This is a genomic window from Clostridium sp. AF29-8BH, from assembly GCF_003478145.1.
In the GTDB taxonomy this organism is placed as follows: Bacteria; Bacillota; Clostridia; order Lachnospirales; family Lachnospiraceae; genus Otoolea; species Otoolea fessa.
On sequence record NZ_QUEL01000001.1, the window covers coordinates 36788 to 62596 of the forward strand.

The 25809-nt window shown below is 46.2% G+C and carries 21 protein-coding genes, 1 pseudogene and 1 riboswitch; of the genes and pseudogenes, 18 read left to right on the forward strand and 4 right to left on the reverse strand.

Translation table 11 applies throughout. The features are described 5' to 3' along the window. Nucleotides 1-24 precede the first annotated feature (24 nt). Entirely contained in the window at nt 25-942 is a 918-nt protein-coding gene (locus DWZ16_RS00150; RefSeq protein WP_118467825.1) for a helix-turn-helix domain-containing protein, read from the reverse strand. Nucleotides 943-1066: 124 nt separating this feature from the next. Between DWZ16_RS00150 and DWZ16_RS00155 the strand changes: the two genes are divergently transcribed. From DWZ16_RS00155 to DWZ16_RS00200, 9 genes are all read left to right on the forward strand, one after another. Further along, entirely contained in the window at nt 1067-2038 is a 972-nt protein-coding gene (locus DWZ16_RS00155) for a DMT family transporter (protein ID WP_118522067.1), read from the forward strand. Nucleotides 2039-2350: 312 nt separating this feature from the next. Beyond that, a complete protein-coding gene (locus tag DWZ16_RS00160) occupies nt 2351-2698 on the forward strand; it encodes a TnpV protein (RefSeq protein WP_117796340.1) in 348 nt (115 codons plus the stop codon). Nucleotides 2699-2950: 252 nt separating this feature from the next. Beyond that, complete coding sequence (locus DWZ16_RS00165) at nt 2951-3355, forward strand: DUF1016 N-terminal domain-containing protein (protein ID WP_118522068.1); 405 nt, start codon at nt 2951-2953, stop codon at nt 3353-3355. Nucleotides 3356-3617: 262 nt separating this feature from the next. Beyond that, complete coding sequence (locus DWZ16_RS00175; protein WP_182426629.1) at nt 3618-4217, forward strand: hypothetical protein; 600 nt, start codon at nt 3618-3620, stop codon at nt 4215-4217. 126 nt (nt 4218-4343) lie between these two features. Further along, a complete protein-coding gene (locus DWZ16_RS00180) occupies nt 4344-5003 on the forward strand; it encodes a TetR/AcrR family transcriptional regulator (protein WP_233430187.1) in 660 nt (219 codons plus the stop codon). A gap of 192 nt (nt 5004-5195) precedes the next feature. After that, a complete protein-coding gene (locus DWZ16_RS00185) occupies nt 5196-6950 on the forward strand; it encodes an ABC transporter ATP-binding protein (RefSeq protein ID WP_118293602.1) in 1755 nt (584 codons plus the stop codon). 1 nt (nt 6951) lies between these two features. Continuing rightward, the gene (locus tag DWZ16_RS00190; protein ID WP_118467829.1) at nt 6952-8691 is read left to right on the forward strand and encodes an ABC transporter ATP-binding protein; all 1740 of its coding nucleotides are present in this window, start codon (nt 6952-6954) and stop codon (nt 8689-8691) included. A gap of 254 nt (nt 8692-8945) precedes the next feature. Beyond that, a complete protein-coding gene (locus DWZ16_RS00195) occupies nt 8946-9797 on the forward strand; it encodes a tyrosine-type recombinase/integrase (protein ID WP_243021872.1) in 852 nt (283 codons plus the stop codon). 444 nt (nt 9798-10241) lie between these two features. Beyond that, nucleotides 10242-10706: an Hsp20/alpha crystallin family protein gene (locus DWZ16_RS00200; protein WP_118293600.1), complete on the forward strand. Its 465-nt coding sequence runs from the start codon at nt 10242-10244 to the stop codon at nt 10704-10706. Nucleotides 10707-10856: 150 nt separating this feature from the next. Here DWZ16_RS00200 and DWZ16_RS00205 read toward each other — a convergent pair whose 3' ends face one another. Both DWZ16_RS00205 and DWZ16_RS00210 read right to left on the reverse strand, forming a co-directional pair. Continuing rightward, entirely contained in the window at nt 10857-11426 is a 570-nt protein-coding gene (locus tag DWZ16_RS00205; RefSeq protein ID WP_118293599.1) for a hypothetical protein, read from the reverse strand. 217 nt (nt 11427-11643) lie between these two features. Then, the gene (locus DWZ16_RS00210) at nt 11644-12894 is read right to left on the reverse strand and encodes a cell wall hydrolase (RefSeq protein WP_243017089.1); all 1251 of its coding nucleotides are present in this window, start codon (nt 12892-12894) and stop codon (nt 11644-11646) included. A gap of 403 nt (nt 12895-13297) precedes the next feature. Here DWZ16_RS00210 and pfkB point away from each other — a divergent pair. The 9 genes and pseudogenes from pfkB to DWZ16_RS00260 all read left to right on the forward strand — a co-directional run bounded on the left by pfkB (nt 13298) and on the right by DWZ16_RS00260 (nt 24563). Further along, nucleotides 13298-14216, forward strand: a pseudogene (gene pfkB, locus DWZ16_RS00215) (1-phosphofructokinase). A gap of 93 nt (nt 14217-14309) precedes the next feature. Further along, nucleotides 14310-16319 carry a PTS fructose transporter subunit IIABC gene (locus DWZ16_RS00220; RefSeq protein ID WP_118467831.1) on the forward strand — a complete coding sequence of 670 codons (2010 nt, stop codon included), beginning with the start codon at nt 14310-14312 and terminating at the stop codon, nt 16317-16319. Nucleotides 16320-16412: 93 nt separating this feature from the next. After that, the gene (locus DWZ16_RS00225; RefSeq protein WP_118467833.1) at nt 16413-16670 is read left to right on the forward strand and encodes an HPr family phosphocarrier protein; all 258 of its coding nucleotides are present in this window, start codon (nt 16413-16415) and stop codon (nt 16668-16670) included. A gap of 80 nt (nt 16671-16750) precedes the next feature. Next, on the forward strand, nt 16751-18376 hold the full coding sequence (gene ptsP, locus DWZ16_RS00230; RefSeq protein ID WP_118492003.1) for a phosphoenolpyruvate--protein phosphotransferase: 1626 nt from the start codon (nt 16751-16753) through the stop codon (nt 18374-18376). An 80-nt stretch (nt 18377-18456) separates the two neighbouring features. Next, nucleotides 18457-19203, forward strand: coding sequence for a DeoR/GlpR family DNA-binding transcription regulator (locus tag DWZ16_RS00235; protein WP_117796346.1), 747 nt, complete (start codon nt 18457-18459; stop codon nt 19201-19203). Nucleotides 19204-19623: 420 nt separating this feature from the next. Further along, complete coding sequence (locus DWZ16_RS00240) at nt 19624-20439, forward strand: AAA family ATPase (protein WP_022359195.1); 816 nt, start codon at nt 19624-19626, stop codon at nt 20437-20439. After that, nucleotides 20429-21622, forward strand: a complete 1194-nt coding sequence (locus DWZ16_RS00245; RefSeq protein WP_117796347.1) for a vWA domain-containing protein — start codon at nt 20429-20431, stop codon at nt 21620-21622. The genes DWZ16_RS00240 and DWZ16_RS00245 overlap by 11 nt, the downstream gene beginning before the upstream one ends. Nucleotides 21623-21712: 90 nt before the next feature. Next, nucleotides 21713-21797: riboswitch (NiCo riboswitch) on the forward strand. 105 nt (nt 21798-21902) lie between these two features. Next, nucleotides 21903-22793 (forward strand): cation diffusion facilitator family transporter, encoded by an 891-nt coding sequence (locus DWZ16_RS00250; RefSeq protein ID WP_118467837.1) that lies wholly within the window; start codon nt 21903-21905, stop codon nt 22791-22793. Between the two features lie 408 nt (nt 22794-23201). Next, a complete protein-coding gene (locus DWZ16_RS00260; RefSeq protein WP_118522156.1) occupies nt 23202-24563 on the forward strand; it encodes a L,D-transpeptidase family protein in 1362 nt (453 codons plus the stop codon). A gap of 443 nt (nt 24564-25006) precedes the next feature. On the opposite strand, the gene DWZ16_RS00265 is transcribed toward DWZ16_RS00260, so the two are convergent. Beyond that, nucleotides 25007-25630 carry a hypothetical protein gene (locus tag DWZ16_RS00265; protein ID WP_118482364.1) on the reverse strand — a complete coding sequence of 208 codons (624 nt, stop codon included), beginning with the start codon at nt 25628-25630 and terminating at the stop codon, nt 25007-25009. Between the last annotated feature and the right edge of the window lie 179 nt (nt 25631-25809).

Genomic DNA, 25809 nt, shown 5'->3' on the forward strand with positions numbered 1-25809 from the left:
GAAGTTTCAAGAAGAGGCAATTCCTTAAAGAAAAGTTATAAGAGAAATTTTCCGCTTACGATACGCCCCCGGTGTACATCCGGTCAGGCGTTTGAAACAGGAAGAATAGTAGCTTTGTGTTGTAAAGCCGGAGCTTTGGGCAATTTCCGCGATAGATAGGCGGGAGTTGTTCAAAAGCTCCTGGCTTTTTTTGATCCGGTATTCAAGGAGATACTGGAAAATCGTGATGCCAGTCATCCGTTTGAAAAAACGTTCACATTCTTCCGGACAGAGGCAGACTGCGTCAGAGATCTCGCGCAGGGTGATTTTCTGCGAGTAATGCGCCTGCAAGTAGTGGAAAATCTCTTTCAGGCGGCTGTTGGCGGCAGAAGTATCGCCGCGTTTATTGAACGTGGATTCGTCTTGACGGAGAAAGCGCCAGGCGATGATCCAGAGGGAAAACAGGATACCATATACCTGAAACGAGCTTTCAGGTGTGTGATTCTCTGAAAGCTGTAAAATACGGCAGATGGAGTCCGTCAGCAGAGAACCGTCGGGTGTGAGGGCGTCAAACTGGAAAAAAGACAAGGTTTCCTCATTCAAAAGGGGCAGAACCATCGCATCCGACAAAGCAGCCCCGCTGGCAGCAGTCAGAAGCGCCGGGGAAAAATTGATGCAGTAGTAGGAGGAATCCGGCGTCAATGGCAAAGCGCTGTGGACGAGCCGTCGGTTTAAAAAAATACCGCAGCCGGACGAAATCGGGAATCTGGAACCAGGCGTCTGAAAACAGACCTCGCCGCGCTCGACCAGGCAGAACTGGAAATCTTCATGCCAGTGCCAGCTCACAAGCTGATAAGACGGATCGGAAAAGTCGGTTCGGTACACCGAAACCGGAAAATCCGGGAAAATACGAATCAGGTTTTCCTCCCGGTCAGAATTTATGGAAAGATAGTTTGTAATCATAATAACCTCAATATAATGAAAAAACAAGCCGATATTTTTATATATAAATAAAGATAATACCGATATAATGATAAAGTCAATGAAAAAGAACGAAACTCATAAAAGAATAGTGGAGAAATGAAAGATGTTAAAAAGGAATAGAGATGGAAAGAATCAAATGAACATCAAGGAGTCGAATCATGCCACAGAAAAACAGGCATCAAATTCCACAGAAGTTCCTTCTTCGTCTGCCCGCCTCGGCGCTCTCTGCTGCATGATCGGCGCGACTAGCTGGGGATTTTCGGGAACATGCGGGGAGGCACTGTTTTCATCCTACCCGATCGATGCGGCGTGGGTGACGGCGCTTAGAATGCTGGGGGCGGGGACGATTCTTCTGCTTGCTGCCGCTGCGAAGGGAAAATTGCCGGTGCGGGCACTGGTTCAGGATAAGAAAGCGATGGCTCAGATGGTGCTGTTTTCGTTTCTGGGATTGGTGCTGTCCCAGTATGCGTACTTAAATGCAATCAAATGGACCAATTCGGGAACGGCGACGGTGCTGCAGAATTTATCGATTATCTTCGTGGCGGTCTTTGTATGCGCGGCAGAACGTACATTGCCCACGAAACGGACGTTTTTCTGTATCTGTCTGGCATTCTTTGGAGTCTGGCTGATCGCGACGGGAGGAAGACTGGACGGCATGGAACTGACGGCGAAGGGACTTTTCTGGGGAATCATGGGAGGTGTCGGCGCAGCTGCGTATTTCCTGCTTTCAAAAAATCCGGTGAAGCAGTGGGGAAGTATTCCTGCAACCGGGACGGGAATGTTTATCGGCGGCGTGCTTTTATCGGGAGCCGTCCGCATTTGGGAAGTTCCGGCGGGGCTGGACGGTCATGCCGCATTTTATCTGGGTGTGCTTGTGATACTGGGAAGTGCGGTTGCGTATACTCTTTTTTTAAAGGGAGTTTCTTTAACGGGACCGGTGCGCGCTTCGGTGCTTGCCTGCCTGGAACCGCTGACGGCGGCGTGCCTGTCAGCGGTCTGGCTGAATTCCGTTTTTACACCGGCAGAGTTGATTGGATTCGTCTGTATTCTGGCGACGGTTTTGATTATGAAATAGTATAAGAATAATATTAGAGATTTACTTTTTTAACAACACTTTGCAAGAATTCTCCTATCCTCTTTAGTGTGGCAGTATCGATAGAGAGAAAAAGGATTGATAATTTCACAAAATATTCACAAATAATTAGCACTCACCTATTGATAATGGAAGTCGATTTTTGTTCTGTCTTGTGTATCCTAGAAGTGCCTGTTTTACAGGCTTTCCGGGGCATCAGCCATTTTGTCTGGTATTGTAAAGCAGTGTCAGATTTGTCGTAAATGTCGTAAATTTGTGGTCAAAAAAAGATGAGAAATGGAGAGTGCTAATAAAATGAAATTAACGTATACAAATGTAAATGGATATCTAATCCCGAATCTCACCTATAAATCCGGTGAACAGATGGAGCAACTTGGCAAGTATGGTTTTCTTCGCAGAGATTATCTGAAAAACCATCGAAATTCAACTTATCAGGTGATGCTTCTGCAGGACACCATTGGAGAGCATCTTCTGGAAGTGGACAAGGCAGCCAGAGAATGGGAAAAGGTAATTCTGAAGCAGTTAGAAGAAAAAGAACCACTGCCGGATAAAGAAGCAGATCAGATGACCTGGGTAAGAGCTGTTAATCAGCACAGAGCGATTGCGGAAGAAATTATTCTCAAGGAATTGATTTATGTTTAAATGAAGGTGATGAGGTCGTGGAATGCGACCTCATTATTATATGTGACCATGAAAAAGCAGTAGGCAGAATGAGAAAAATAGGGTAATATAACAGTAAGCAGTTGGGACAGTTTTGAAATGCCAATTTGGCATTTCAAGTTATAGAAGGGGATCGATAATGAAAAAAGAGATATTAATAGCAGATAATATTGATAATATTTATGATGAAATAAATGCGTTAATCAGGGAAAAGAAAACTAATGTAAAAAAGTTGTGAATGATGCCATTATTTCTCTTAATTGGGGAATTGGAAAAAGACTTAGTGTGGAGTTAACTGGAAATAATAAGCCTGAGTATGGAAAAAAGGTTGTTGCAGAAGTCAGTAAACGGCTGGAACAGGAGTATGGTTCGGGATTTGATAAAACATCAATTTCAAGAATGATTAAGTTTTATCAGGAATTTCCTGACTTCGAAAAAGTTGCGACATTGTCGCAACAATTGACCTGGTCGCATTTTGTAGAGATTCTGCCAATACAAGATGAGTTAAAAAGAGATTTTTATGCTGCAATGTGTATGCAGGAAAACTGGTCAGTGCGAACACTGCGTGAAAGAAAAAAATCCATGCTTTATGAACGAACTGCAATATCGAAGAAACCAGAAGAAAGGAAAGAAGAATAGAAATTTTCAATTTAATAATGAAGTGCAGAGAAAGGCGTGAGTCATAGAAATGTGGCTTGCGTTTTTTTCTGTCTGGAAAGGAAGTGAGATAGAATGGCACAGATTTTTCGTGTAGAGAGAACTAAGAATTTTACGGTAATGAGTAATCACCATTTCAAGAATAAGAAGCCAGATTGAAAAAGGGGAAGTCATTGCATGGAGCAAAGATAAATATAACCTGTTCCATCAGCAGGTGAAAGACAGCTTAGTAGCGGATTGTGCAATGGCAGTGTTAAAAGCACTGGAAAATTGTATCAGCAAAGAAAAGTTTAAGGAAAAAATGAAACAGTTTGGATGGAATGTAAATTGGACAGAGAAACGGAAGCACATTACTTTTCAGAACCAGGATGGGAAGAAGGTAAGAGACAGCAATCTGTCAAAAACATTTCATCTGGATATCAGCAAGGAGGGACTAGAGAATGAATTTGATAGAAATAGGAAAAAATCCAGAGATATTGAAATCAGAGAAAGCAGAGCAGCCGAAGAACTTACAAATTATTACAGAGAACTTGACACAGCCATCGCAGCTGCCGGAGGAATCACCGATCAAGCTCAAAGTAGAAAAAGATCTTCTAATGCAGAGTTTCGAGAGAGCGAAAGAGTTCATGCGGACACAGAAAAAGCAGATACAGATGCTGGAAGAAGAGAAACAGACGATCTTGTCCGACAGGCAGAGATTGCGAGAAGAAGTTCGGAAATCAACCGTAGGAATTCAGTGTCTGACAACCGAATTGTCCGAAACGCAGAAGCTGAATCAATCGCTTCAGCAGAGCAACGACGATCTGAGGAACAGAAAATCTGTCTGAATAGAACAGACTTGTAAAACTGCAGAAAGCATCTGCGGAGTGGAAACTGAATACACGAGGAAAATAAAAAATTGAAACACCAAGACTTGACAAATTCCTGTAATGAGTTAAAATATAACAGTGTTATATAGCGCTGTTATATTTTGAAAAGAAGTTTAGAGGATACGAAAAGAATGTCGACGAAAGCAGAAGATACACAGAAAAACATATTAGATACAGCCAGAAAACATTTTCTGAAAGATGGTTTGACAGGAGCATCTTTAAGAAATATTGTAAAAGATGCAGGACTTACTACTGGCGCATTTTACAAATATTATCCGACGAAAGAGGCACTTTTTGATGCACTGACGGATCCTTATATGGAACATATTTATCAGATTTATGACCAGATCGTTGAGGAGTTTGAAAAGCTTTCTGCCAGTGATCAGACAAGGAATATGTCGGATACATCCAGTGATGGGATGGAGCAGATGGTTGATTATATCTATGATCATTATGATAATTTCAGATTATTGTTGAAATGCGGAGACAGTGGAAAATTTGAATTATTCATACACAATATGGTAGAGCGGGAAATGAAGTCCAGCCTGAATTATATGGAAAAGATGAAAGAGAACGGTGTAAAAATACCGATTGTAGAGGAAAGCCTTATGCATATGATCTATACGGGATTTTTTTCATCAGTATTTCAGATCATTGAGCATGATATAGACAGGGAGACTGCAAAGAAAAATGTACATCAACTGAAAGAATTTAATACAGGTGGCTGGGAACGATTGTGGAATATTGAATTTCCAGTATAACTGATGCAGGAATTCTGAATAGGTTATGTGTGTTGCAGGTTCTGGATTTCTGAATAAAGTTCAGACAGGATAATAATATCAGGTGGTTGATGCCAGTAGACCACCTATTTTATTATATGTTGGTTAGCTCGAACTAACAGAAGGTAAAATAATAAAACGAAACAATAAAACGAACGTAAGGAGTGAAAAGATGTGAAAGAAAAAAAGAAGTCGGCAGTCAGCTGGATCCTGACGTGGGCCGGACAAAAAAGAATTGCCTATGTGTGGAGTGTGTTACTTGCAATAGGAAATGTGATTTTTAAGATTTTGCCGTATTTTATTATTGCAGATGTAGTAAAGCTGTTTTTAAATGGTGAAAAGGAGTTTGAAATATATCTTGCAAAAGCGGTTCTGATTGTATTATCGTTTATCATTGCAGAACTGCTTCATTCACTTTCGACAGCATTGTCACATAAAGCAACGTTTGCAGTACTTGCAAATATAAGAAAATCCTGCTGTGACAAGCTGGCGCGGGTACCTCTTGGCTATGTGAAAGACACACCTTCCGGTACATTTAAAAATATTATGGTGGAAAGAATCGACAGTATCGAGACAACACTGGCGCATATTGTCCCGGAATTCACGTCTAATCTGCTGGCACCGATTGTGATTTTGATTTATTTCTTCCTGACAGACTGGAGACTGGCACTCTGGTCATTGGTGCCGGTTATAGTGGGATTTCTTTCCTATTTTGGAATGATGCTGGATTATAAACCAAGCTTCGAGAGAACGGTTCAGACAACAAAAGATCTGAATGATGCGGCAGTGGAATATATTGACGGAATCGAAGTGATCAAGGCATTTGGAAAGACAGAAAGTTCTTATGCAAAATTTACAAAGGCGGCTATGGCTTATGCAGATTCCTTTATTTCCTGGATGAAACGGTGCTCGATCTTTCATGGACTGATGATGGTGGTCACACCTTATACGCTTCTTACGGTATTGCCGTTTGGGGCACATTATGTAGCTAATGGAACACTTGCGATTTCAGATTTTGTCATCTGCATTATTTTATCACTTGGAGTCGTTGGACCGTTGATCACAGTGGGTTCCTATACAGATGATCTTGGCAAGATCGGAGTGATTGTTGGTGAAGTGGCAGGAATTCTGGAACAGCCGGAGCTTGAACGTCCAGAGAAAAGTAAAAGTGTTCCAAAAGATAACTCCGTTACTCTTGAAGATGTCAGATTTGGTTATCACGACAAAGAAATCCTGCACGGAGTAACTATGGAGCTGAAAGCAGGAACGGTAAATGCAATCGTAGGACCTTCCGGAAGCGGCAAGTCGACCATCGCAAAGCTGATTGCGTCCCTGTGGGATGTGGATTCCGGAAGCATCAAAATCGGTGGAGTTGATGTCAAAGAACTGGCATTTGCAGATTTTAATCGGAAAATTGCATATGTTGCACAGGACAATTATCTGTTTAATGAAACAGTCCGTGAAAATATCAGACAGGGAAATCCAGATGCTACAGATGAACAGATCATCGAGGTGACAAAGAAAAGTGGATGCTATGAATTTATCATGCAGTTGGAGAATGGATTTGATACGGTTGTAGGAGGTGCAGGAGGACATCTGTCAGGTGGTGAGAGGCAGCGTATCTCCATTGCAAGAGCAATGTTAAAGGATGCTCCGATCGTGATCCTTGATGAGGCAACTGCCTACACAGATCCGGAAAATGAGGCAATTCTGCAGAATTCTATCGCAAAACTGGTAGCAGGGAAGACCCTGATCGTAATAGCACACAGACTTTCTACTGTTAAGGACAGTGACCAGATCTTTGTTGTAAATGATGGAAATGTAACAGCACATGGCACACATGAGGAACTTCTGGTGTCATGCCCGCTTTATAAGGAAATGTGGAATGCCCATATTTCTGTAAAAGATACGGTGAAGGAGGGAGAATGATATGTTTGGGATTCTGGCAAAATTCTTTCGTTTTTCAGGCAGGGAAAATGGCAATAAATTTAAACTGTCGATAGTGATCGGACTCATAGAGGCTCTTGCCTCAGCAATGAAGATTCCGGCTATTATGTACATACTGATTGGTCTGCTGAGTGGGAAACCGACAGGAAAATATATTGGAGGCTCCGTTGCGATTATGGTTCTTGCAATTGTAGTCGACGTAATCTGCAAGAGATACTCTACAGTGCTTCAGACAGAGGGAGGATATAATGCAAGTGCTTTTATGAGAATCAAGATTGCAGAACATCTGCGATATCTGCCGATGGGGTATTTCAATTCCAATAGTATCGGGGAAATTTCTTCCATTACAACCAATACAATGGAAATACTTGGCGATGTGGCTGCGAGAGTGGTTATGCTGACAATGCAGGGAATTCTGGAAACATCAATGATCATTCTTATGCTGTTTATTTTTGACTGGAGAATTGGACTGATAGCTGCAGCAGGAGTACTTATTTTCTTTGGGGTCAATTCTGTGATGCAGAATGCGGGTAAAAAAGATTCAGAGCAAAAAGTGGTATGCGATATGGAGCTTGTAAACCAGATCATGGAGTATCTGCAGGGAATATCAGAAGTTAAATCATATAACTTGCTTGGGAAACAGGCGAAAAGATTAAATGATGCAAATGAAGCATGTGAAAAGATCAATACAAAGATGGAAATGCTGTTTGTGCCCTATCATTTTCTGCAAAGTGTGATAACCAAAATTACAGGTGCTGTGATCGTGGCTTGCAGTGCATATTTTTATATTAATGGAACTATGAGTGCGGTTTATGCGATCGGTATGACAATTTCAGCATTTATGCTTTATGCCAGTCTGGAATGTGCAGGAAATTATTCATCTCTTTTACATGTGGTAAGCGTATGTGTAGATAAAGCAAATGCAATATTGGAGCTGGATACCATGGATATCGACGGTAAAGAAATACAGCCGGAAAATTACGATATCAGACTTTCTAATGTTTCGTTTTCTTATGACAAACGGAAGATCATTGATGATATATCGCTCTCTATTCCGCAGAAAACGACGACAGCAATCGTTGGACCATCTGGTGGAGGAAAATCAACACTTTGCAATCTGATTGCCAGGTTCTGGGATGTGGATTCCGGGGAAGTGACACTTGGAGGTGTGAATGTAAAAGACTACAGCATGAACAGTCTGATGAGTAATTTCTCATTTGTGTTTCAGTCGGTGTATTTGTTTGCAGACACCATTGAGAATAATATTAAATTCGGACGCCAGGATGCAAGTCATGAGGAAGTGGTGGAAGCGGCGAAGAAAGCATGTTGTCATGATTTCATCAGCAAACTTCCGAATGGATATGACACAGTGATCGGAGAAGGAGGAGCCACACTTTCCGGTGGTGAGAAGCAGCGTATTTCGATAGCCAGAGCGATTATGAAGGATGCGCCAATCGTCATATTGGATGAAGCAACGGCAAATGTTGATCCGGAGAATGAAAAGGAGCTGATGGATGCAGTAGATGCACTTACAAAGGAAAAAACGATTATTATGATTGCCCACAGATTAAAAACAGTCAGACATGCAGACCAGATTGTGGTTGTTGAAAAAGGAAGAATTGCACAGCAGGGAACACATGAGCAATTAATGAAACAGGAAGGTATTTATAAGAGATTTGTGGATGCAAGGCAGCAGGCGGTAAGTTGGAAACTGGTGCACTGAGAAATAATCTACAGTCGGTGAATATCCAAATTGAATTGTCTGAAAGAGATTTAATTTAAGTTTCGCTAAGTTTCACTTATATAGGCAGAATGAGGGATATTCAATAATGTAATATGAAAAAAGCACTGAAAACCGTTGGATTATGGGTTTTACAGTGCTTTTCCTTTTGCCAAAGAGGAAAAATGCAGTGAATTTAAGTTTTGCTACGTGTTGTGGATTTTAAGACATCTCACGTAAGGACGTTCTTTTCTGCATTGTCAGATGAAGGACTGGCACACAGTACGATCAAAGGTCTTTATGGCTTATTGAATCCCAGTTTTGAACTGACAGTGGAAGATGGGATTATCCGCAAGAATCCAGTAACAGGAACACTTGGAGATTATGGGGCTCCGGCAAAGGAGAAAGAAGCATTGACACTGGAACAGCAGGAAAAACTTTTGAAGTTTGTTGAACAGAGTAATGTGTATAAGCCTCATCTTCCAATGATGCAGGTTATGTTTGGGGCTTGCCTGAGAGTGAGTGAAACCATCGGCTTAACCTGGTCAGATGTGGATATGAAGAACAGGGAGATCCATGTAGGTGGACAGCTTGTGTATTATGAAGGTGATGACGGATATTGTTTCCATGATTCAGAAACCAAAACGGATGCAGGAATCAGAAATATTCCTATGACACAGATGGTATATGATGCGTTCCGTAAGCAGAGAGAACTGAACCTAATGTTTGGTTTACAGAGTAATGTTGAGATAGGTGGACGCAGTGGATTCATCTTTAATATAAAGCATGGACGTCCGATTATGCCAGCGGGAGTGAACAGCTTTCTGAAAAATATTGTTAATGCCTATAATAAAAAAGAAAGCAAATTGGCAGAAGAAGAGAAGCGAGAGCCGGAGTTGATGCCTCCTATTTCATCGCATACCCTTCGTCATACGGGATGTACCAGATTGGGTGAGAACAATGTCAATCCCAAAGTTATGCAGTATGTGATGGGCCATTCAGATGCACAGATCACAATGAATGTCTATAATCATATTTCAGATAAGTCTCATGTGGAGAATGAGATGTCTAAAATGAACCTGCCAGAAACCGTACCTGCTGTGGTATAAACCATAAGTTGTTGTCGTAAAATGTGGTAAGAAAATCAGACGAATATATTTTTCCAAGAATTTGTGGTAAAAATGTGGTCAAATCAAGAAAATCGAGTGCGAAAGTAAGTGAAAAATCCCTGTGAAGTAGTGGCATACGCCATGCACAGCTCGGGAAAGACTTCCCTCGCTGTAGGGCTGTCGCCTATACATTTCCATGAAAGAGCCATCTTTATCAAGCAAGCTTGAAAGATGGCTCTTTCACGTAAATGTGCATGGCTCGTAGCGTTCACAAATTCTTCACAAAAAAATTAGCACTCGCCTCTTGACAGTGCTAATAAGAAGTGCTATAACATAGCCAGAACGAAGGAAGAGGAAGAAAAGAAAAGTTCCCAGACCGTCCCGGTTCCGAAAATGTTGGTAAATAAACATAATGAAATGAAGTTAGAAAAGGAGAGATGACTTATGTTAATGCCGAGTATTTTTGGAGAAAATTTGTTTGATGATTTCTTTAATGATTTTCCGTTTTATGATGATAACGCCGGACAGAAGATAGAGAAAAAGCTGTATGGACGCCATGGACAGAACCTGATGAAGACCGATATCAAGGAAATGGAAGATGGCTATGAGCTGGAGATGGATCTGCCGGGATTTAAGAAAGAAGAGATTTCGATTTCCCTGGAAGATGGTAATCTGACGATTCAGGCTGCGAAGGGACTGGATGAGGACGAGAAGGAGAAAAAGTCCGGTCGTTACATCCGCAGAGAGCGTTACGCAGGTTCCAGTGCGAGAAGCTTCTATGTCGGTGATGATATAACAGAGGAAGATATCAAGGCGGAATTTAAGCATGGTATTTTGAAGATTTTTGTTCCGAAGAAAGAAGCAAAACCGGAAGTCGAGCAGAAAAAATATATTGCGATTGAAGGATAATGTAGAAGAAGCAGTCAGCCGGATTGATGGATGCAGTTGTCTGGCTGTAACGTAGAAAAGAGCGCTGCGGCACTCATGGAGCGGTTTTACCAGAAATGGAAAGCCGGTTTGTGAGTGTTGCGGCGCTCTTTTTCACTATTTTATATCTGATTAGTAGTTAATACCTGTGATACCGATAGATCCCTCTTTGTCCAGACCAAAGGTAACTGCCGGTTTACCGGATGGATCGCCTACGATGAAACCTGCCTTGGTCAGTTCGGTGGAAGAAACATCGGCTGTCTTGACTGCCTCAATCAGCGCGTCGGTAAATACCTTGTCTGCGTCGAGAGCCATAAATTCAGTTCTGTTATTTACGACAATCCCGTCATCGATGCCGATGTAGGACGGATAGACAAGCAGCTCGGCTAAATCGTTCATATTTTTATTGGCGATGATGCTTTGAAGGGATCTGGCAAAACCACGGTAAAGTTCTGTGATTTCTTTTTCGCTCAGAGTCTCGTCTTCTGCATAATCTGCATCCGTTGTCTGGGCGGTTTCTTTTTCTCCGGCAGTAGTTGTTTCGCTGGCATCGCTGCTTTCTGCTGATGTATCGTTTTCCTGTGTGGATTCAGCGGCAGTTGTTTCAGCCGTGGTTGTTTCAGACGGCTGGCTGGAGCAGGCGGTCATGCTGGCGGCTGCGATGAGAGTGGAAACCATCAAGGTATAAATTGATTTTCTCATAATTTCCTCCATTTGCAATCAATGGCTCCCGGAAGCTTTCTGTGCTTAATGTTGTGAGATGATTTGCAGGAAAGACTCCGAGAGTACCTATCAATAAGGTATGGACAGTAGGTGTCCTCTGTCTGTATGTTTGGCTGATATGATTATCATATCATAAGGCGATGGGAATGTATATGAGGTTTAATGTAATGCGTTTAAATCCGCCTTTTTTAGCCTTTTATTTTTTATAGAAACAATTCCCACCAACCACCTGATAGCTGGAGTAGCTGTCGTAGTTTGCTGATTTGGTCGAGGTAAAATAAAGGTAGTCGCCTATCTGATTTTCCCCGGCGAGCGCTGCCTTTGCCGCCTTGGTGGCAGTAGAGGACGGTCCTCTATCGAGATATTTGTCAAGCAGGCCGGAGGTCGCGCCTGGGAACTGTCCGTCCGCGTAGATGACGCTGGAGATGGATTTGCCCCATTTGCCAGATTTGACGCGGTTGACGATCAGACTTCCGACTGCCAGATAGCTTTCATAGGATCCGCCGTTGGCTTCCATCGTGAGGCAGGCGGAGAGCAGATAAACGTCGCTCTCGGAGGCGGAGATCACGTAGGATGATTTAGCGGCTGGTGCAGCCGTGCTCTTTTTCGAAGAGCTTCCAGAATTTCCAGATTTTCCCGAAGTCTGGGAGGAACCTTTAGCCGCGTTTGCTTCTGCCTGCGATTTTGCGGCTGCAATCTGGGCCTCCTCGGCGGCTCTGGATGCCTGCTCAGCTTCTTCAGCAGCCTGCCGTGCCGCCTCCAGCGCTGCCATCTCAGCCTCAATGCTGATTGCGCGTCCTGGCTTAACGCTGATTGTGACATAATCAGAAGAAACGTAACCGGAGGTGTCAACGGAAAGCTGGATTTTGACCCATCCAGTTTCCTGACTCAGTACAGGATAGTAGTCTTCCGCGGCAGCCAGACCGACGATGGCAGAATCCGTGCTGGCTTCCTCACGTACATGGAGTGTCTGTGTGCTGACGGTAGCGATATAGAGACCGAGCTCTTTGGCGAGCGGCTTGATATCATCGCCAAATACAAGATAATCGTCCTTGAGCCATCCCTCCAGCCCACCGGAGCGGATTTTTGTCCAGCCATTTTTGCGTTTTAAAATGGTACCGCCGCCTCCGCGGAAGCAGGTGCCGAGTACCTTGGCATCTGTATCTGGTTTTTCTCTCAGGTTCAGCGCATCATCCACATTGGCGACCGCGAGATTTTCATACGGATCGACCGGCTTTTCTTCTTTGATTTTGGCTTTCGCCGTACTTTTAGCATCGGTGCCGATCTGATGACTGTTTTTTAAGGTGCTGGAAGAAGCGATGGAAGGATCAGAGCCGGCGTTGTTCTTCTTATCAGAAGGTTTAGAGAGGCATAGAAATGCCAGCAGAGCCGCCCCGGCCACAATAAAAAGGATCAGGAAATAGATCGCCATCATTGTTTTATCCATTTTTTTGCGCCTGGAAGAAGCCGGTTTCAAAGGGGAATCGTTCATATCGTATATCCTTTCTGATATAAAAACATCTTGGAAATATTACAAAGATATTACAAAATTCTTCATTTACTATAGCAAATGGGGAAATCCTTGTCAACAAAGGCGGATTTTACGATTAGAAGAGGAGATGAAGCTGAGTAAAAATGATGTTTTTGGAAACACTATTCCATCAGTGACAGCAATCGTTTCTCCGGAATTCACACGAAACAATCAATCAAAAACAATCATAAAAAATCAAAATTGTGCAATATAACCCAAAAAGAGGCAGCATGTTTGTGAATAAGTTTGATTGATTTTGAATGAAAATGATTTTATAATACAGTCAGAATCAATCAAGATAAGAAAGGAATGAAGGCTTATGATTTATACGGTAACCTTTAATCCATCGTTAGATATATTGTGTCAGTGAGCGATTTTAAGCTCGGACTGACCAACCGGACAGATTCGGAGCTTTTGCTTCCGGGCGGAAAGGGAATCAATGTTTCGACGGTCCTTCAAAACCTTGGAATTGCCAATACGGCGTTTGGCTTTACTGCCGGGTTTGTCGGCGAGGAGGTTCGGAAGGAAGTGGAGCAGCTGGGCGTGAAAGCCGAGTTTATTTCCCTGGATGAGGGAGTCTCCCGCATCAACCTGAAGCTGAAATCCATCGACGGGACTGAGATCAACGGTCGGGGACCGAGGATTCCGCGGGAAGCGGTGGATGCGCTGATGACCAGCTTGACCGGCTGGGGGCGGATGATACGTTGGTGCTGGCTGGAAGTATTCCAGCGTCGATGCCGGATGATATTTATCAGAAGATTATGGAGCGCCTGGATGGCAGGGACGTCCGGATTGTTGTGGACGCGACCAAGGATCTGCTGCTCAATGTGCTGGGACACCATCCATTTTTAATCAAACCGAACAATCATGAACTGGGAGACATTTTCGGCGTGAAGCTCTCGGAGCGGGAGGAAGTTGTTCCGTATGCGAAGAAGCTGCAGGAAAAAGGTGCGGTCAACGTGCTGGTTTCGATGGCAGGCAAGGGCGCGGTTCTTCTGGCGGAGGATGGAAGCGTCTATGCGGCGGAAGCACCGAAGGGAACCTTGAAAAATGGTGTCGGAGCCGGAGATTCGATGGTAGCCGGTTTCCTGGCCGGATACGGGGAGAGCGGAGATTATGAACACGCCTTCCGCATGGGACTGGCAGCTGGAAGCGCGAGCGCCTTTTCGGAGCAGCTGGCGACGAAGGATGAGATAAAGAAAGTGTATGAGACCTGTAAAATCACAAAAATCGGATGAGGTTGTATGCAGACATTTTTGAAGCTGGCAGAATGTACTGCCGGATATGCAATGCATACCTGACATTCGGGCATAAATAGGGAGGCAACAGATATGAAGATTACTGATTTACTGGATCCGAGAAGTATATCGCTGGATGCGGCACCCACCAGCAAATCGGAGACACTGGACAAGGCGGTAGAGCTGATGGCGGCGAGCGGAAAGCTGTCGGATGTCGAGGCATTCCGCAAGCAGGTTTATGCGAGAGAAGAAGAGAGCACGACCGGTATCGGCGAGGGGATTGCAATTCCTCATGGAAAATGTGATGCGGTCAAAAAGCCGGGGCTGGCGGCGATGGTCATCAAAAATGGCGTGGATTTCGACTCCCTGGACGGCGAACCGGTCACTCTGCTGTTTCTGATTGCAGCGCCAAATACAAAAGATAACGTACATCTGGATGTGTTGAGCAAGCTTTCCGTTCTCATGATGGACGAGAATTTCTCAGATTCCCTGCGAAATGCTTCTTCGGTGGAAGACTTTCTTTCCATTATTGATAAGGCAGATGCAGAACAGGCAGGCATCGATGAGAGACTGGCGGCTGATTCCGTCGAAGAAGCGGCAGATACAAATGGAGAGAATGCCGCACAAGCAGGTGGTCAGGAGATTCAGGCGAAAAAAGCGGGTGCAGAGACGGAAAAGACAGCCGGACCGAAGATCTTAGCGGTTACTTCCTGTCCGACCGGTATCGCGCACACCTACATGGCAGCCGAAGGCCTGGAAAAAGCGGCACGCGCGAAGGGCTGGAAGATCAAAGTTGAGACGCGCGGTTCAGCCGGAGCAAAAAATGTGCTGACGGCACAGGAGATCGAGGCGGCGGACTGCATCATCGTGGCAGCGGACGCACAGGTGCCGATGGATCGGTTTGACGGAAAACGAGTGATCGAATGTCAGGTTTCGGACGGTATCAGCAAGGCACCGGAGCTTTTGGAGCGCGCGGCGTCCGGGGAGGTACCGGTTTACCACGCAGCATCATCTGGAAACAGCAGCCCGGCAAAGGCAGCCTCTGGCGGCAAATCGGGCAGTGTCGGACACCAGATTTACACGCAGCTGATGAATGGTGTCTCCCACATGCTCCCATTTGTAGTCGGCGGCGGCATCCTGATTGCGATTGCGTTTCTGATTGATGGTTTTAGTGTGGATATGAATGCACTTCCGCTCGACCAGCGTGTAAACTTTGGTACGATTACCCCGCTGGCGGCATGGTTTAAAAATGTCGGCGGTGTGGCATTTGGCTTTATGCTCCCGATTCTGGCTGGTTTCATCGCGATGGCGATCGGAGACCGCCCGGCGCTGGCAGTCGGTTTTGTCGGCGGCATGATTGCTTCTCAGGGAAAATCAGGTTTCCTTGGCGCCCTGGCGGCAGGTTTTATTGCCGGATATCTGATTCTGGCGCTTCGGAAAGCGTGCGAGAATCTTCCAGAGGCACTGGAAAAGATTGCTCCGGTCCTGATTTACCCGGTTGTGGGCGTCCTGCTCATCGGACTGGTTATGAGCTTCGTCGTAGAGCCGGTCATGGGCGCGATCAATATGGCGTTAAACGATGGTCTGAGCAGCATGGGTGGTTCGAGTAAGCTGATTCTTGGTTTTGTGCTGGCGGCGATGATGGCGATCGACATGGGCGGTCCATTCAACAAGGCGGCATATGTATTTGGTACGGCGGCAATCGCCTCCGGCAACTACGATGTGATGGCAGCTGTTATGATTGGCGGTATGACACCGCCGTGTGCGATTGCGCTGGCAACAATGCTGTTTAAGAAGAAATTTACAAAGGAAGAGCGCGAGGCAGGACCGACCAACTTCATCATGGGTCTGGCATTTATCACGGAGGGCGCGATTCCATTTGCAGCGTCCGATCCGGTACACGTGCTTCCAGCCTGCATCGTCGGTTCGGGTGTTGCGGGAGCGATGAGCATGTTATTTAACTGCACACTGATGGCGCCGCATGGCGGAATCTTCGTATTCCCAGTCATGGGAAATCCGCTGTTCTATCTGCTGGCACTGGTGGTTGGCATGGCGATCTCGACGGTACTCTTAGGAGTTCTCAAGAAGAATGTAGAAGAATAGATAAATAATTTTTTTGACGGAATGTGAATCTTTATTAGAAATTTTTTGGTCAAATCAATCAAAATAGGTTATAATGAGAAGGAGAACATCATCATGAAAGAGTTTAAATATACCATTACAGACCCGGAAGGAATCCACGCACGCCCGGCAGGTGAACTGGTAAAGGCGGCAAAACAGTTTACGAGTACGATCAAACTGACGAAAGACGGAAAGAGCGGCGACTGCAAAAAGATTTTCGGTATCATGGGACTGGCAGTAAAGAACGGGCAGGAAGTAACCCTGACCTTTGAGGGTGAGGATGAAGAAGCAGCTTATGAGGCAGTCAGCCAGTTTATGAAGGAAAATATGTAGTTTAACAAAGATGCCGCGATGTAAGGGATTATTACATGGCGGCATTTTTCGACAATGGATCAATGGAAAGGGGAATGGTCATGCAGACGTATCGTGGAAAAAGTGTATTTGGCGGTGTTGCAGTTGGAAAAATATGTGTGTATCAGAAAGGCGAGCAGACCGTAAAGCGGACGAAAATAGAGAATACAGAGCAGGAAAAAGCGCGGTTTAATGCGGCAGTTCAGGAGTCCATCCGCCAGCTCGGCGAGTTGTATGAAAAGGCGGTAAAAGAAGTTGGCGAGGCGAATGCGGCGATTTTTGAGATTCACCAGATCATGCTGGAGGACGAGGACTATCTGGACGCGGTTCAGAATATCATCGATACGCAGGAGGTCAATGCCGAGTATGCGGTTGCGGTGACCGGTGACAATTTCGCCCAGATGTTTGCGGCGATGGAGGACGAATATATGCGCGGGCGCGCGGCGGATGTCAAAGATATTTCGGAGCGGATTGTGCGCGTTCTGTCCGGAGGCGCAGGTCAGGGCATCCATACGGACGAGCCGGTGATTATTCTGGCAGATGATTTAGCACCGTCAGAGACGGTACAGCTTGAAAAGGACAAGGTGCTATCCTTTGTGACGGTACACGGTTCCGTCAATTCCCACACGGCGATCCTGGCGCGTACGATGAGCATTCCGGCTCTGATCGGAACGGACGTGGCGCTCGATGAGACGGTAGATGGGAAATTTGCGATTGTGGATGGTACGAACGGAGTCCTGTATGTGGAACCGGATGAGGAGACATTGGAAACAATGCGCCGCCGGCAGCGGGAGGAACAGGAGAAGAAAGAACTGCTGCAAACACTGAAAGGGCGCGAAACAGTCACTCTGGATGGCAAGAAGATCCGCCTGTATGCGAACATTGGCAACAGCAAGGATCTGGCGTCGGTCATTCAGAACGATGCGGCGGGCATCGGATTGTTCCGCAGCGAATTTTTGTATCTGGAAAAAGAAACATTTCCGACGGAGGAGGAGCAGTTCCAGGTATATAAACAGGTAGCGGAAACGATGGCGGGCAAACCGGTCATTATCCGCACGCTGGACATCGGCGCGGACAAGCAGTGCGATTATTTTGAACTGAAAAAAGAGGAAAATCCGGCGATGGGCTGCCGGGCGATCCGTATCTGCCTGACAAGACCGGAGATTTTCAAGACACAGATTCGCGCGCTGTTTCGGGCAAGTGCCTATGGCAATCTCCAGATCATGTATCCGATGATCACAAGTGTCTGGGAGGTCGAGGCGATTGCGAAGATTGTCGAGGAGGTCAAGACGGAGCTGACCGCACAGAATCTCCAGTTTGGCGATCCGAAGCAGGGCATTATGATTGAAACCCCGGCGGCAGTCATGGTAAGCCGGGATCTGGCGAAAAAAGTGGACTTTTTCAGCATCGGAACGAACGACCTGACCCAGTATACGCTGGCAGTTGACCGTCAGAACCCGGAGCTGGATGCATTTTACGATCCGCACCATCCGGCGGTACTGGCGATGATCCGCATGGTTGTCGAAAATGCGCACGCTGAGGGCATCTGGGCAGGTATCTGCGGCGAATTGGGCGCGGATCTGAGTTTGACAAAAGAATTCCTGAAAATGGGTGTGGATGAGCTTTCCGTATCGCCGGGGCGTGTGCTGCCGATTCGGAAGGTCATTGTCGAAAGCAGCTGCAGTTGATAAGAATATTAAGACAGAGAGAAGTGAAAAATTGAGCTAAAAAAAGTTCAACCACAGCAGAAGATGAAAGGAAAAGAGTCATGCTGACAGAAAAAAGATACGAACTGATTTTGGAACTTCTGGATAAAAAGAGGAGTGTGACAGTTCCTGAGATTAAAGAGGTGCTGGGAGTTTCGGAATCGACGATCCGGCGGGATCTGAATGCGCTTGACAAGGCGGGGCGCCTGACCAAGGTGTTTGGCGGCGCGGTGTCCTCGGACGGGACATTTACGGGAACCGAGCCGTCAGTGGCACAGAAGATGGAATTGCAGCAGGAGGAGAAAAGGAGAATCGCCCAGTTTGCGGCGGGACTTATCCAGCCGGATGATTTTGTCTATCTGGACGCGGGCACGACGACCGGGTATATCTTAGACTATCTTCCGGCGCGCAGCGCCACGTTTGTGACGAATGCGGTATCACATGCCAAACGGCTGGCAGCCGCCGGAAACCGCGTAATTCTGATTGGCGGTGAGTTAAAGGGCACGACGGAGGCGGTCATCGGAAGTCAGGCGATCCTGATGATCCAGAGCTATCATTTTACAAAGGGATTTTTTGGAACCAACGGCGTCAGCAAGCGCCACGGTTTCACGACGCCGGATCCGAATGAGGCATTAGTCAAGCAAGAGGCGATGCGCCAGACAGAGCGCTGCTATGTGCTGGCGGACAGCCAGAAATTCGGCATGGTAAGTTCGGTGACGTTCGGGGGGTTTGAAGAAGCGACGATCCTCACGGAGACAGAGCCGCCGGAAGGATTTAGCGGCAGCAAGAATATCCGGGTGGCAAAGTAGAATAGTGAGCAGTAACAATCGTGTTTTTCTAATGAAATCCTAACATATATACGATTTGACAAACTATTAGAATATTGCTATATTATGATGATACCAGGGTCAAAAGGTCAGAAGTTCGACGCAAGCTTGCTTGCAGGAGAATTTTTTGACCTTTTGACCCGCCAAAACATGAGTAAGTAGCCATTTTTCAAAGAAAAATGAGCGAATTACGAATGGTTTTGAAGATTGCGGGAGCATATAGTGCGGAGCATCTGGTATCGCAAATCAATAGGGTGGCAAACGGGCAGGATTATGTATGACGATCGAGAGGAACGATGGATCCGAACCGATCGCAGTCAGCATGGATCCTGAATCGTTATGCTGCCCTTGTTAGTGTTTACAGTTATGTAAAAGGAGAACTTTCTAAAAGGAGAATTTACCATGCAGCAATTTCACGGCAGTGACGAATACATCGCTTCGGATGAACTGATCCGCAGCGTTAACATTGCGGCGGCGCTCAAAAAGCCGCTCTTAATCAAGGGAGAACCGGGCACTGGAAAGACGATGCTCGCGGAGGCGATTGCCAGATCCCTCGATATGGAACTTTTGATCTGGAATATTAAATCGACGACCCGCGCACAAGACGGTCTTTACGTGTACGATACGGTACAGCGTCTTTACGACAGCCAGTTTGGTGCGGATGGCGTTGATGATATTGCCAGATATATCCGCCTCGGAAAGATGGGAGAGGCATTTGAGAAGGAAAAGCAGACGGTTCTTTTGATCGATGAGATCGATAAAGCGGATTTGGAATTCCCGAACGACCTGCTCTGGGAACTTGACAAGATGGAATTTTACATTCCGGAGACGGGAAAGACTGTCAAAGCGAAGCACCGTCCGATTGTGATTATTACCTCCAATGCGGAGAAGGAGCTGCCGGATGCGTTCCTGCGCCGCTGTATCTTCCATTATATTGCATTCCCGGAGCAGCCGATGATGGAGAAGATCATCAAGGCACATTACCCGGATCTCGACCAGAAGCTGATCGACGGCGTGCTGGACGCCTTCTACCGGGTGCGCGATCTGCGCGGCCTGCAGAAGAAGCCGAGTACCTCCGAGGTGTTGGACTGGATTCAGGCGCTTGTGATCGGCGGCGTGCCGGTGGAGAAGCTGGAAAAGGAGATCCCGTTTGCGGGGGTACTCTTAAAAAAGACAGAGGATTTAAAGCTGGTGGAGAATAACCGATATGTTTACTGATTTTCTGTATCTACTCCGTTCTTACGGGATGAAGACGAGCCTCAATGAGTGGAACAGCCTGATGGATGCGCTGGAAATGAACCTGAACGACGCGAGCCTGACGGAGTTTTACTATATGGCGAGGGCGGTTCTGGTCAAAAAAGAGTCCGAATATGACAAATTTGACCAGGCATTTCTGGCATATTTTAAAAATGTGCAGACGTTTGAGGAACTTCCGAAGGAGGTCTTAGACTGGCTTGCCAAGGCGCACGCGCAGACGCCGTATGATAAGGATGAGGTCGATGCGCGGTTTGCGGGACTTGATCTGGACGATATCCGTAAAATGATGGCGGAACGACTGAAAGAGCAGCATGAGCAGCACCACGGCGGCAATAAGTGGATTGGAACCGGCGGTACGTCGGCATTTGGACATTCCGGTTACAGCCCGAAGGGCATCCGCGTGGGCGGACCGGGCAAAAACCGGAGCGCGCTGCAGGTGGCGGAACAGCGGAATTACCGCGATTTCCGCGACGATGCGGTTATCCAGATCCGGCAGTTCCAGGTGGCTCTCAAAAAGCTGCGTCTTTTATCCTGCCGTGAGGATGGACCGAAAACGGAACTCAATGTGGAGAAAACGATCGAGAAGACCTGTGACGAAGGCGGACGTCTGGAGCTCGTCATGGAGCGCCCTAGAAAGAACCAGACGAAGCTCCTGCTTCTGATGGATAGCGGCGGGTCGATGTGGGCATATGCGGATCTGTGCAACCGGCTGTTCCAGGCGGTCAATCAGTCGTCCCATTTTAAGGATTTGAAGATTTATTATTTCCACAACTGTTTCTACGATCAGCTGTTTACGACGCCGTCCTGCTCCTGGCGGGATAAGATCTCGACCGAGTGGGTCTTTCACAACCTGAAACCGGAATACAAGGTAATTCTGGTCGGGGATGCGTCGATGGCGCCGTCGGAACTTCTGTACCGCGGCGGCAGTCTCGACTATTTCCACAGCAACGAACGGACGGGCATTTACTGGCTGCAGGAGATGCACCGGCGTTTTCCGTCGGCGATCTGGCTGAACCCGATGCGGGAAAATAACTGGGCATATGCCTACGGTGCGTACACGATCAGCCTGATCCGAGATGAGATCCCGATGTTTCCGCTGACGGCGGCAGGGCTTGAGGCTGGGATTAAGGAATTGAAGAAATAAATTATGGAAGAAAGGGCGTTTCCCGATATTGACAACTAAGTAAACTTGTGCTATTATTCATCATAAACTCTTTGCACTGCATATCAAACTACAGTACAAACTGAGCAGACCGTGAATATCATGGGGTCGGGTCGCAGAAGCGACAGTGGAAGTTAGTTTCATCCACGGGACAGTAGTTACTCATACTGGTTCGTGGGTGTTTTTTTATACTTTTTTACGGGTTAAACCGCAGCACCCACCTATCGTTAGTGCCATGAGATATTTTTTGGAGGTAACGAATATGAAACAGAACGATTTTCAGAAGGTGGCAAATCAGGTGTCTTTTGTAACGATAGTAGTGAACATCCTTTTGTCGTTTATGAAGCTGTTAGCGGGTGTGTTCGCACATTCGAATGCGATGATCAGTGACAGTATCCATTCGGCGTCCGATGTGTTCAGCACGATGATCGTGGTGATTGGAATTAAGCTGTCGTCCAAACAGCCGGACAAGGAGCACCCGTATGGACATGAGCGGATGGAGTGTGTGGCTGCGATTGTCCTCTCGATGGTTCTCTTTATGACAGGTCTGGGGATTGGCGTGGAGGCGCTTACGGACGTGCTCAAGGGAGAATACAGTCACCTGCAGGTTCCGGGAATGCTGGCGCTGGCAGCGGCTGTTATATCCATTGTCAGTAAAGAAGCGATGTACTGGTACACCCGATATTATGCGAAAAAGATTGATTCCAGCGCACTGATGGCAGATGCATGGCATCACCGTTCCGATGCGTTTTCCTCGATCGGTGCGCTGGTCGGAATCGTGGGCGCGAGAATGGGATTTCCGGTCATGGATCCGATCGCGAGCCTGGTTATTTTCGTCTTTATCGTGAAAGCAGCGTATGAGATTTTTAAAGATGCGATGGATAAAATGGTCGATCATTCCTGTGATGAGAAGACCGAAGAACAGCTGCGCGCCTGCGTTCTTCAGAATCCAGATGTGGCGCGGATTGACCTGCTTCAGACGCGGATCTTTGGCAATAAAATTTATGCGGACATTGAGATTGAGGTAGACGGTTCCATGCCGCTGCGGGAGGCGCACAAGATTGCCGAGTTGGTGCATAACAGCATTGAAAAGACATTTCCGAAGGTAAAACACATTATGGTGCATGTCAATCCGGAAATTGACCGGAAATAGAAAGAAGGACTGCCGCAGACTGGCATATTTCCTTTTAAGCAGACCAAGATAACAATAAAAATCTTGTTTACTTAGAAGAGGGCATGCCAGATGCGGCGGTCCTTTTGGCGCTTTTGGGAACATGAAAATTTTAAACATTTTTAAGGACGTCCTGAAAGTTATACTTCCCATTTGCAATGAATACCATCATACTGCAAAATGGAAAAACTGCAATCATGAATATGGAAAAAATGAAAGAAAAAAGGAACCGTTAAGAAATTCTTACGAATTGGATCTTTTGACGATCTTTTTTAGAATCGGTCTGGACTTTTTTTCCGACTCTGCTATAATAAGGATTCAGAATCCATACATGCAGGTCGCAGCCGGATGGCGCGGCAGAGAGGTTTGTGAAAAATGAAAAATAAAAGTATGAGTATACTTAAAATGACTGGTGCGGCAGCTGCACTAGTGCTGATGTTTGCACAGCCAGTACTGGCAGATGGCAGTTTTGCAAATGGAACAAGTGTAAATGGCGTCGCAGTCGGCGGAATGAGCAACGAGGAAGCGAAGGCAAAGCTGGAGCAGAATTACGGTTCTTATAAATTAACGATTAAAGAACGTGGAGGCAAGACAGAAGAGATCACCGCAGCGGAGATCGGCTATAAAGTAGTGATTACAAATGAGCTGCAGGCAGCGATTGACCAGCAGGCAGCAGGGGTAGCTGGAGCAGGAGCGCTGACGATCGCGATGCCGCTTTCCTGCGATCAGACGATGCTTGCAAACCGCATTGCTTCCTTAAATTGTATGTCAGATAGTGTAGCACCGACGGTAGATGCCCATATATCCGCCTGGGAAGAAGGAAAAGATTTCACGATTGTTCCGGAAGTAAAGGGAGAATCTGTGGATAAGGCAAAGGTACAGACGGCGATCAATGCGGCGATCGCCTCCGGCATGACAGAGATCGATCTGGAAGCATTGGGATGTTACACACCGCTCCAGGTGACTTCCGGCGATGCATCCTTAAAAGCACTCTGCGCCCAGATGAACCAGGCTAAAAATGCGACCATCACCTTCCATATCGGTGATGCGACCGAGACACTGTCCGGTACTGAATATGTCAGCTGGTATACAGGCGGCGAGAATGGTGTCATTACTGTAGACCGCGATAAGGCAGCTGCTTACATCAAGGCGCTGGCAGCGAAATACGACACAGCTGGAACTACCCGTACTTTCCATACCACTTCCGGAAAAGAGGTAGCCTTGACAGGCCCTTATGGATGGAAGATTGACCAGACTGCAGAGACAGACAACCTGGTTCTGATGGCGCAGACAGGTATCAATCAGGAACGTGAAGTCCAGTTCTCCCAGCAGGCAGCCAGCCATTCAGACGCAGACTGGGGCAATACCTACGCAGAAGTTGATTTCGGCGCCCAGCATGTATATATGTACGAAAACGGCGCCCTGACTTGGGATGCTCCGTGCGTAACCGGAAACGTATCCAAAAACTACACAACCCCGGAAGGTATTTACAGCCTGACCTACAAGCAGGCCGACCGCGTTCTGCGCGGCGCCAAACGGGCAGACGGCACATATGAATATGAAAGTCACGTAGACTATTGGATGCCATTCAACGGCGGCATCGGTTTCCATGACGCAAGCTGGAGAAGTAAATTCGGCGGAACCATCTACCAGTATTCCGGCAGCCACGGCTGCATCAATCTGCCGGTTGATAAAGCAAAACTTCTCTACGAGAAAGTATACAAGGGAATGCCAGTTCTCTGCCACAACTAAACGTCTATTCTAATTGCTCATTCAGCAATTAGAAGAAGGACTAGCAGTGACGGCATTACTTTATTAGATAATAAGATAAGACAGTAGATGTCAGCTAAAATCATAAACACAATACTGTCATAAAAAAAGATCCTACGTCGTCATCCAGCCGCATTCATGCGCTGGATGACACCAGGATCTTAAATTTTACCAAGTTATCATCCAATAAACAGGAGAAAAAGCCGCCCGGGCAAAAATGAAATTTTCGAGACTGTGGATTTACTTGGCAGATTCGGATTTGATGTTGAAAGAAACCGCAACAAACTTGCTTTGTGAGGATTTCTTTCTGTTTTTAATCAAACCGAAGATGCCTAGAAAATCCCAGTCCTCGAAACCTGATCATTTTTGCCCGGGCGGCTTTTTCTCCGTCCCATCCACGACAATCAAATTATTTAGCTATCTATTTATTTCCCTTCCCCAATAATCAATTCTTCCCCATACGGCAAAGTCTTGATCCAGTCACAGAATGTATGCCACTCCGCCAGCTTATGATCCTTTCTGGCATAATAAATATTAATCAGTGTCTCATAATTAAACGAACAAGTCCGCATCTGATTATAACTGCTCGGCAGCAGCTGGATCATATCATACCAGTCATCCTTATTCTTTGTCTCCAGATAACGCAGGCGGATTTCCTCCAGCTTGGCGACAACTGTTTCCATAAATGCGCGTGTTCCGGCTGTCATGTGGTCGCAGCTGAAATCGTCCATCGAAAACGGTTTGCTGGCGATTTTGTGCATCGTGCTGGTTGAATTGGCGACGGTCGCTACTTTATAAGTATCATATTCTTTCCACCAGTAGAGAGGTGCGGTCACATCGACTGAGACAAATACCTGGCGCAGAAACTTGCGGTGGTCGCTGCCTGCTTTGCGGAGACGTTTCGCAAGGTCGAGATCATTCGGTCCCAGTTTATATTTGCCATTCTCATCATAAAAGCTGTCCATCCGTCCCCAGCTGTTCATCGGATTGCGGGCACCGCGCATGGCATTTTCCAGATTCATGACGCTGGTACGTTCTAATTTAAGCATAATCAAACTCCTTTTTCATATAAGTGAATTATTTTCAGGATAAACTCACTTTTGTGAGTTGTTTCAGGCGGGATCAGTATACCACAAAAACCATGTCCCGTAAACAAAGCATAAAAAAACATACAGAATTACAAGAATCGATAGTTACTGTTCCCGGGTGGGCACTTTTGGAAGCGAAA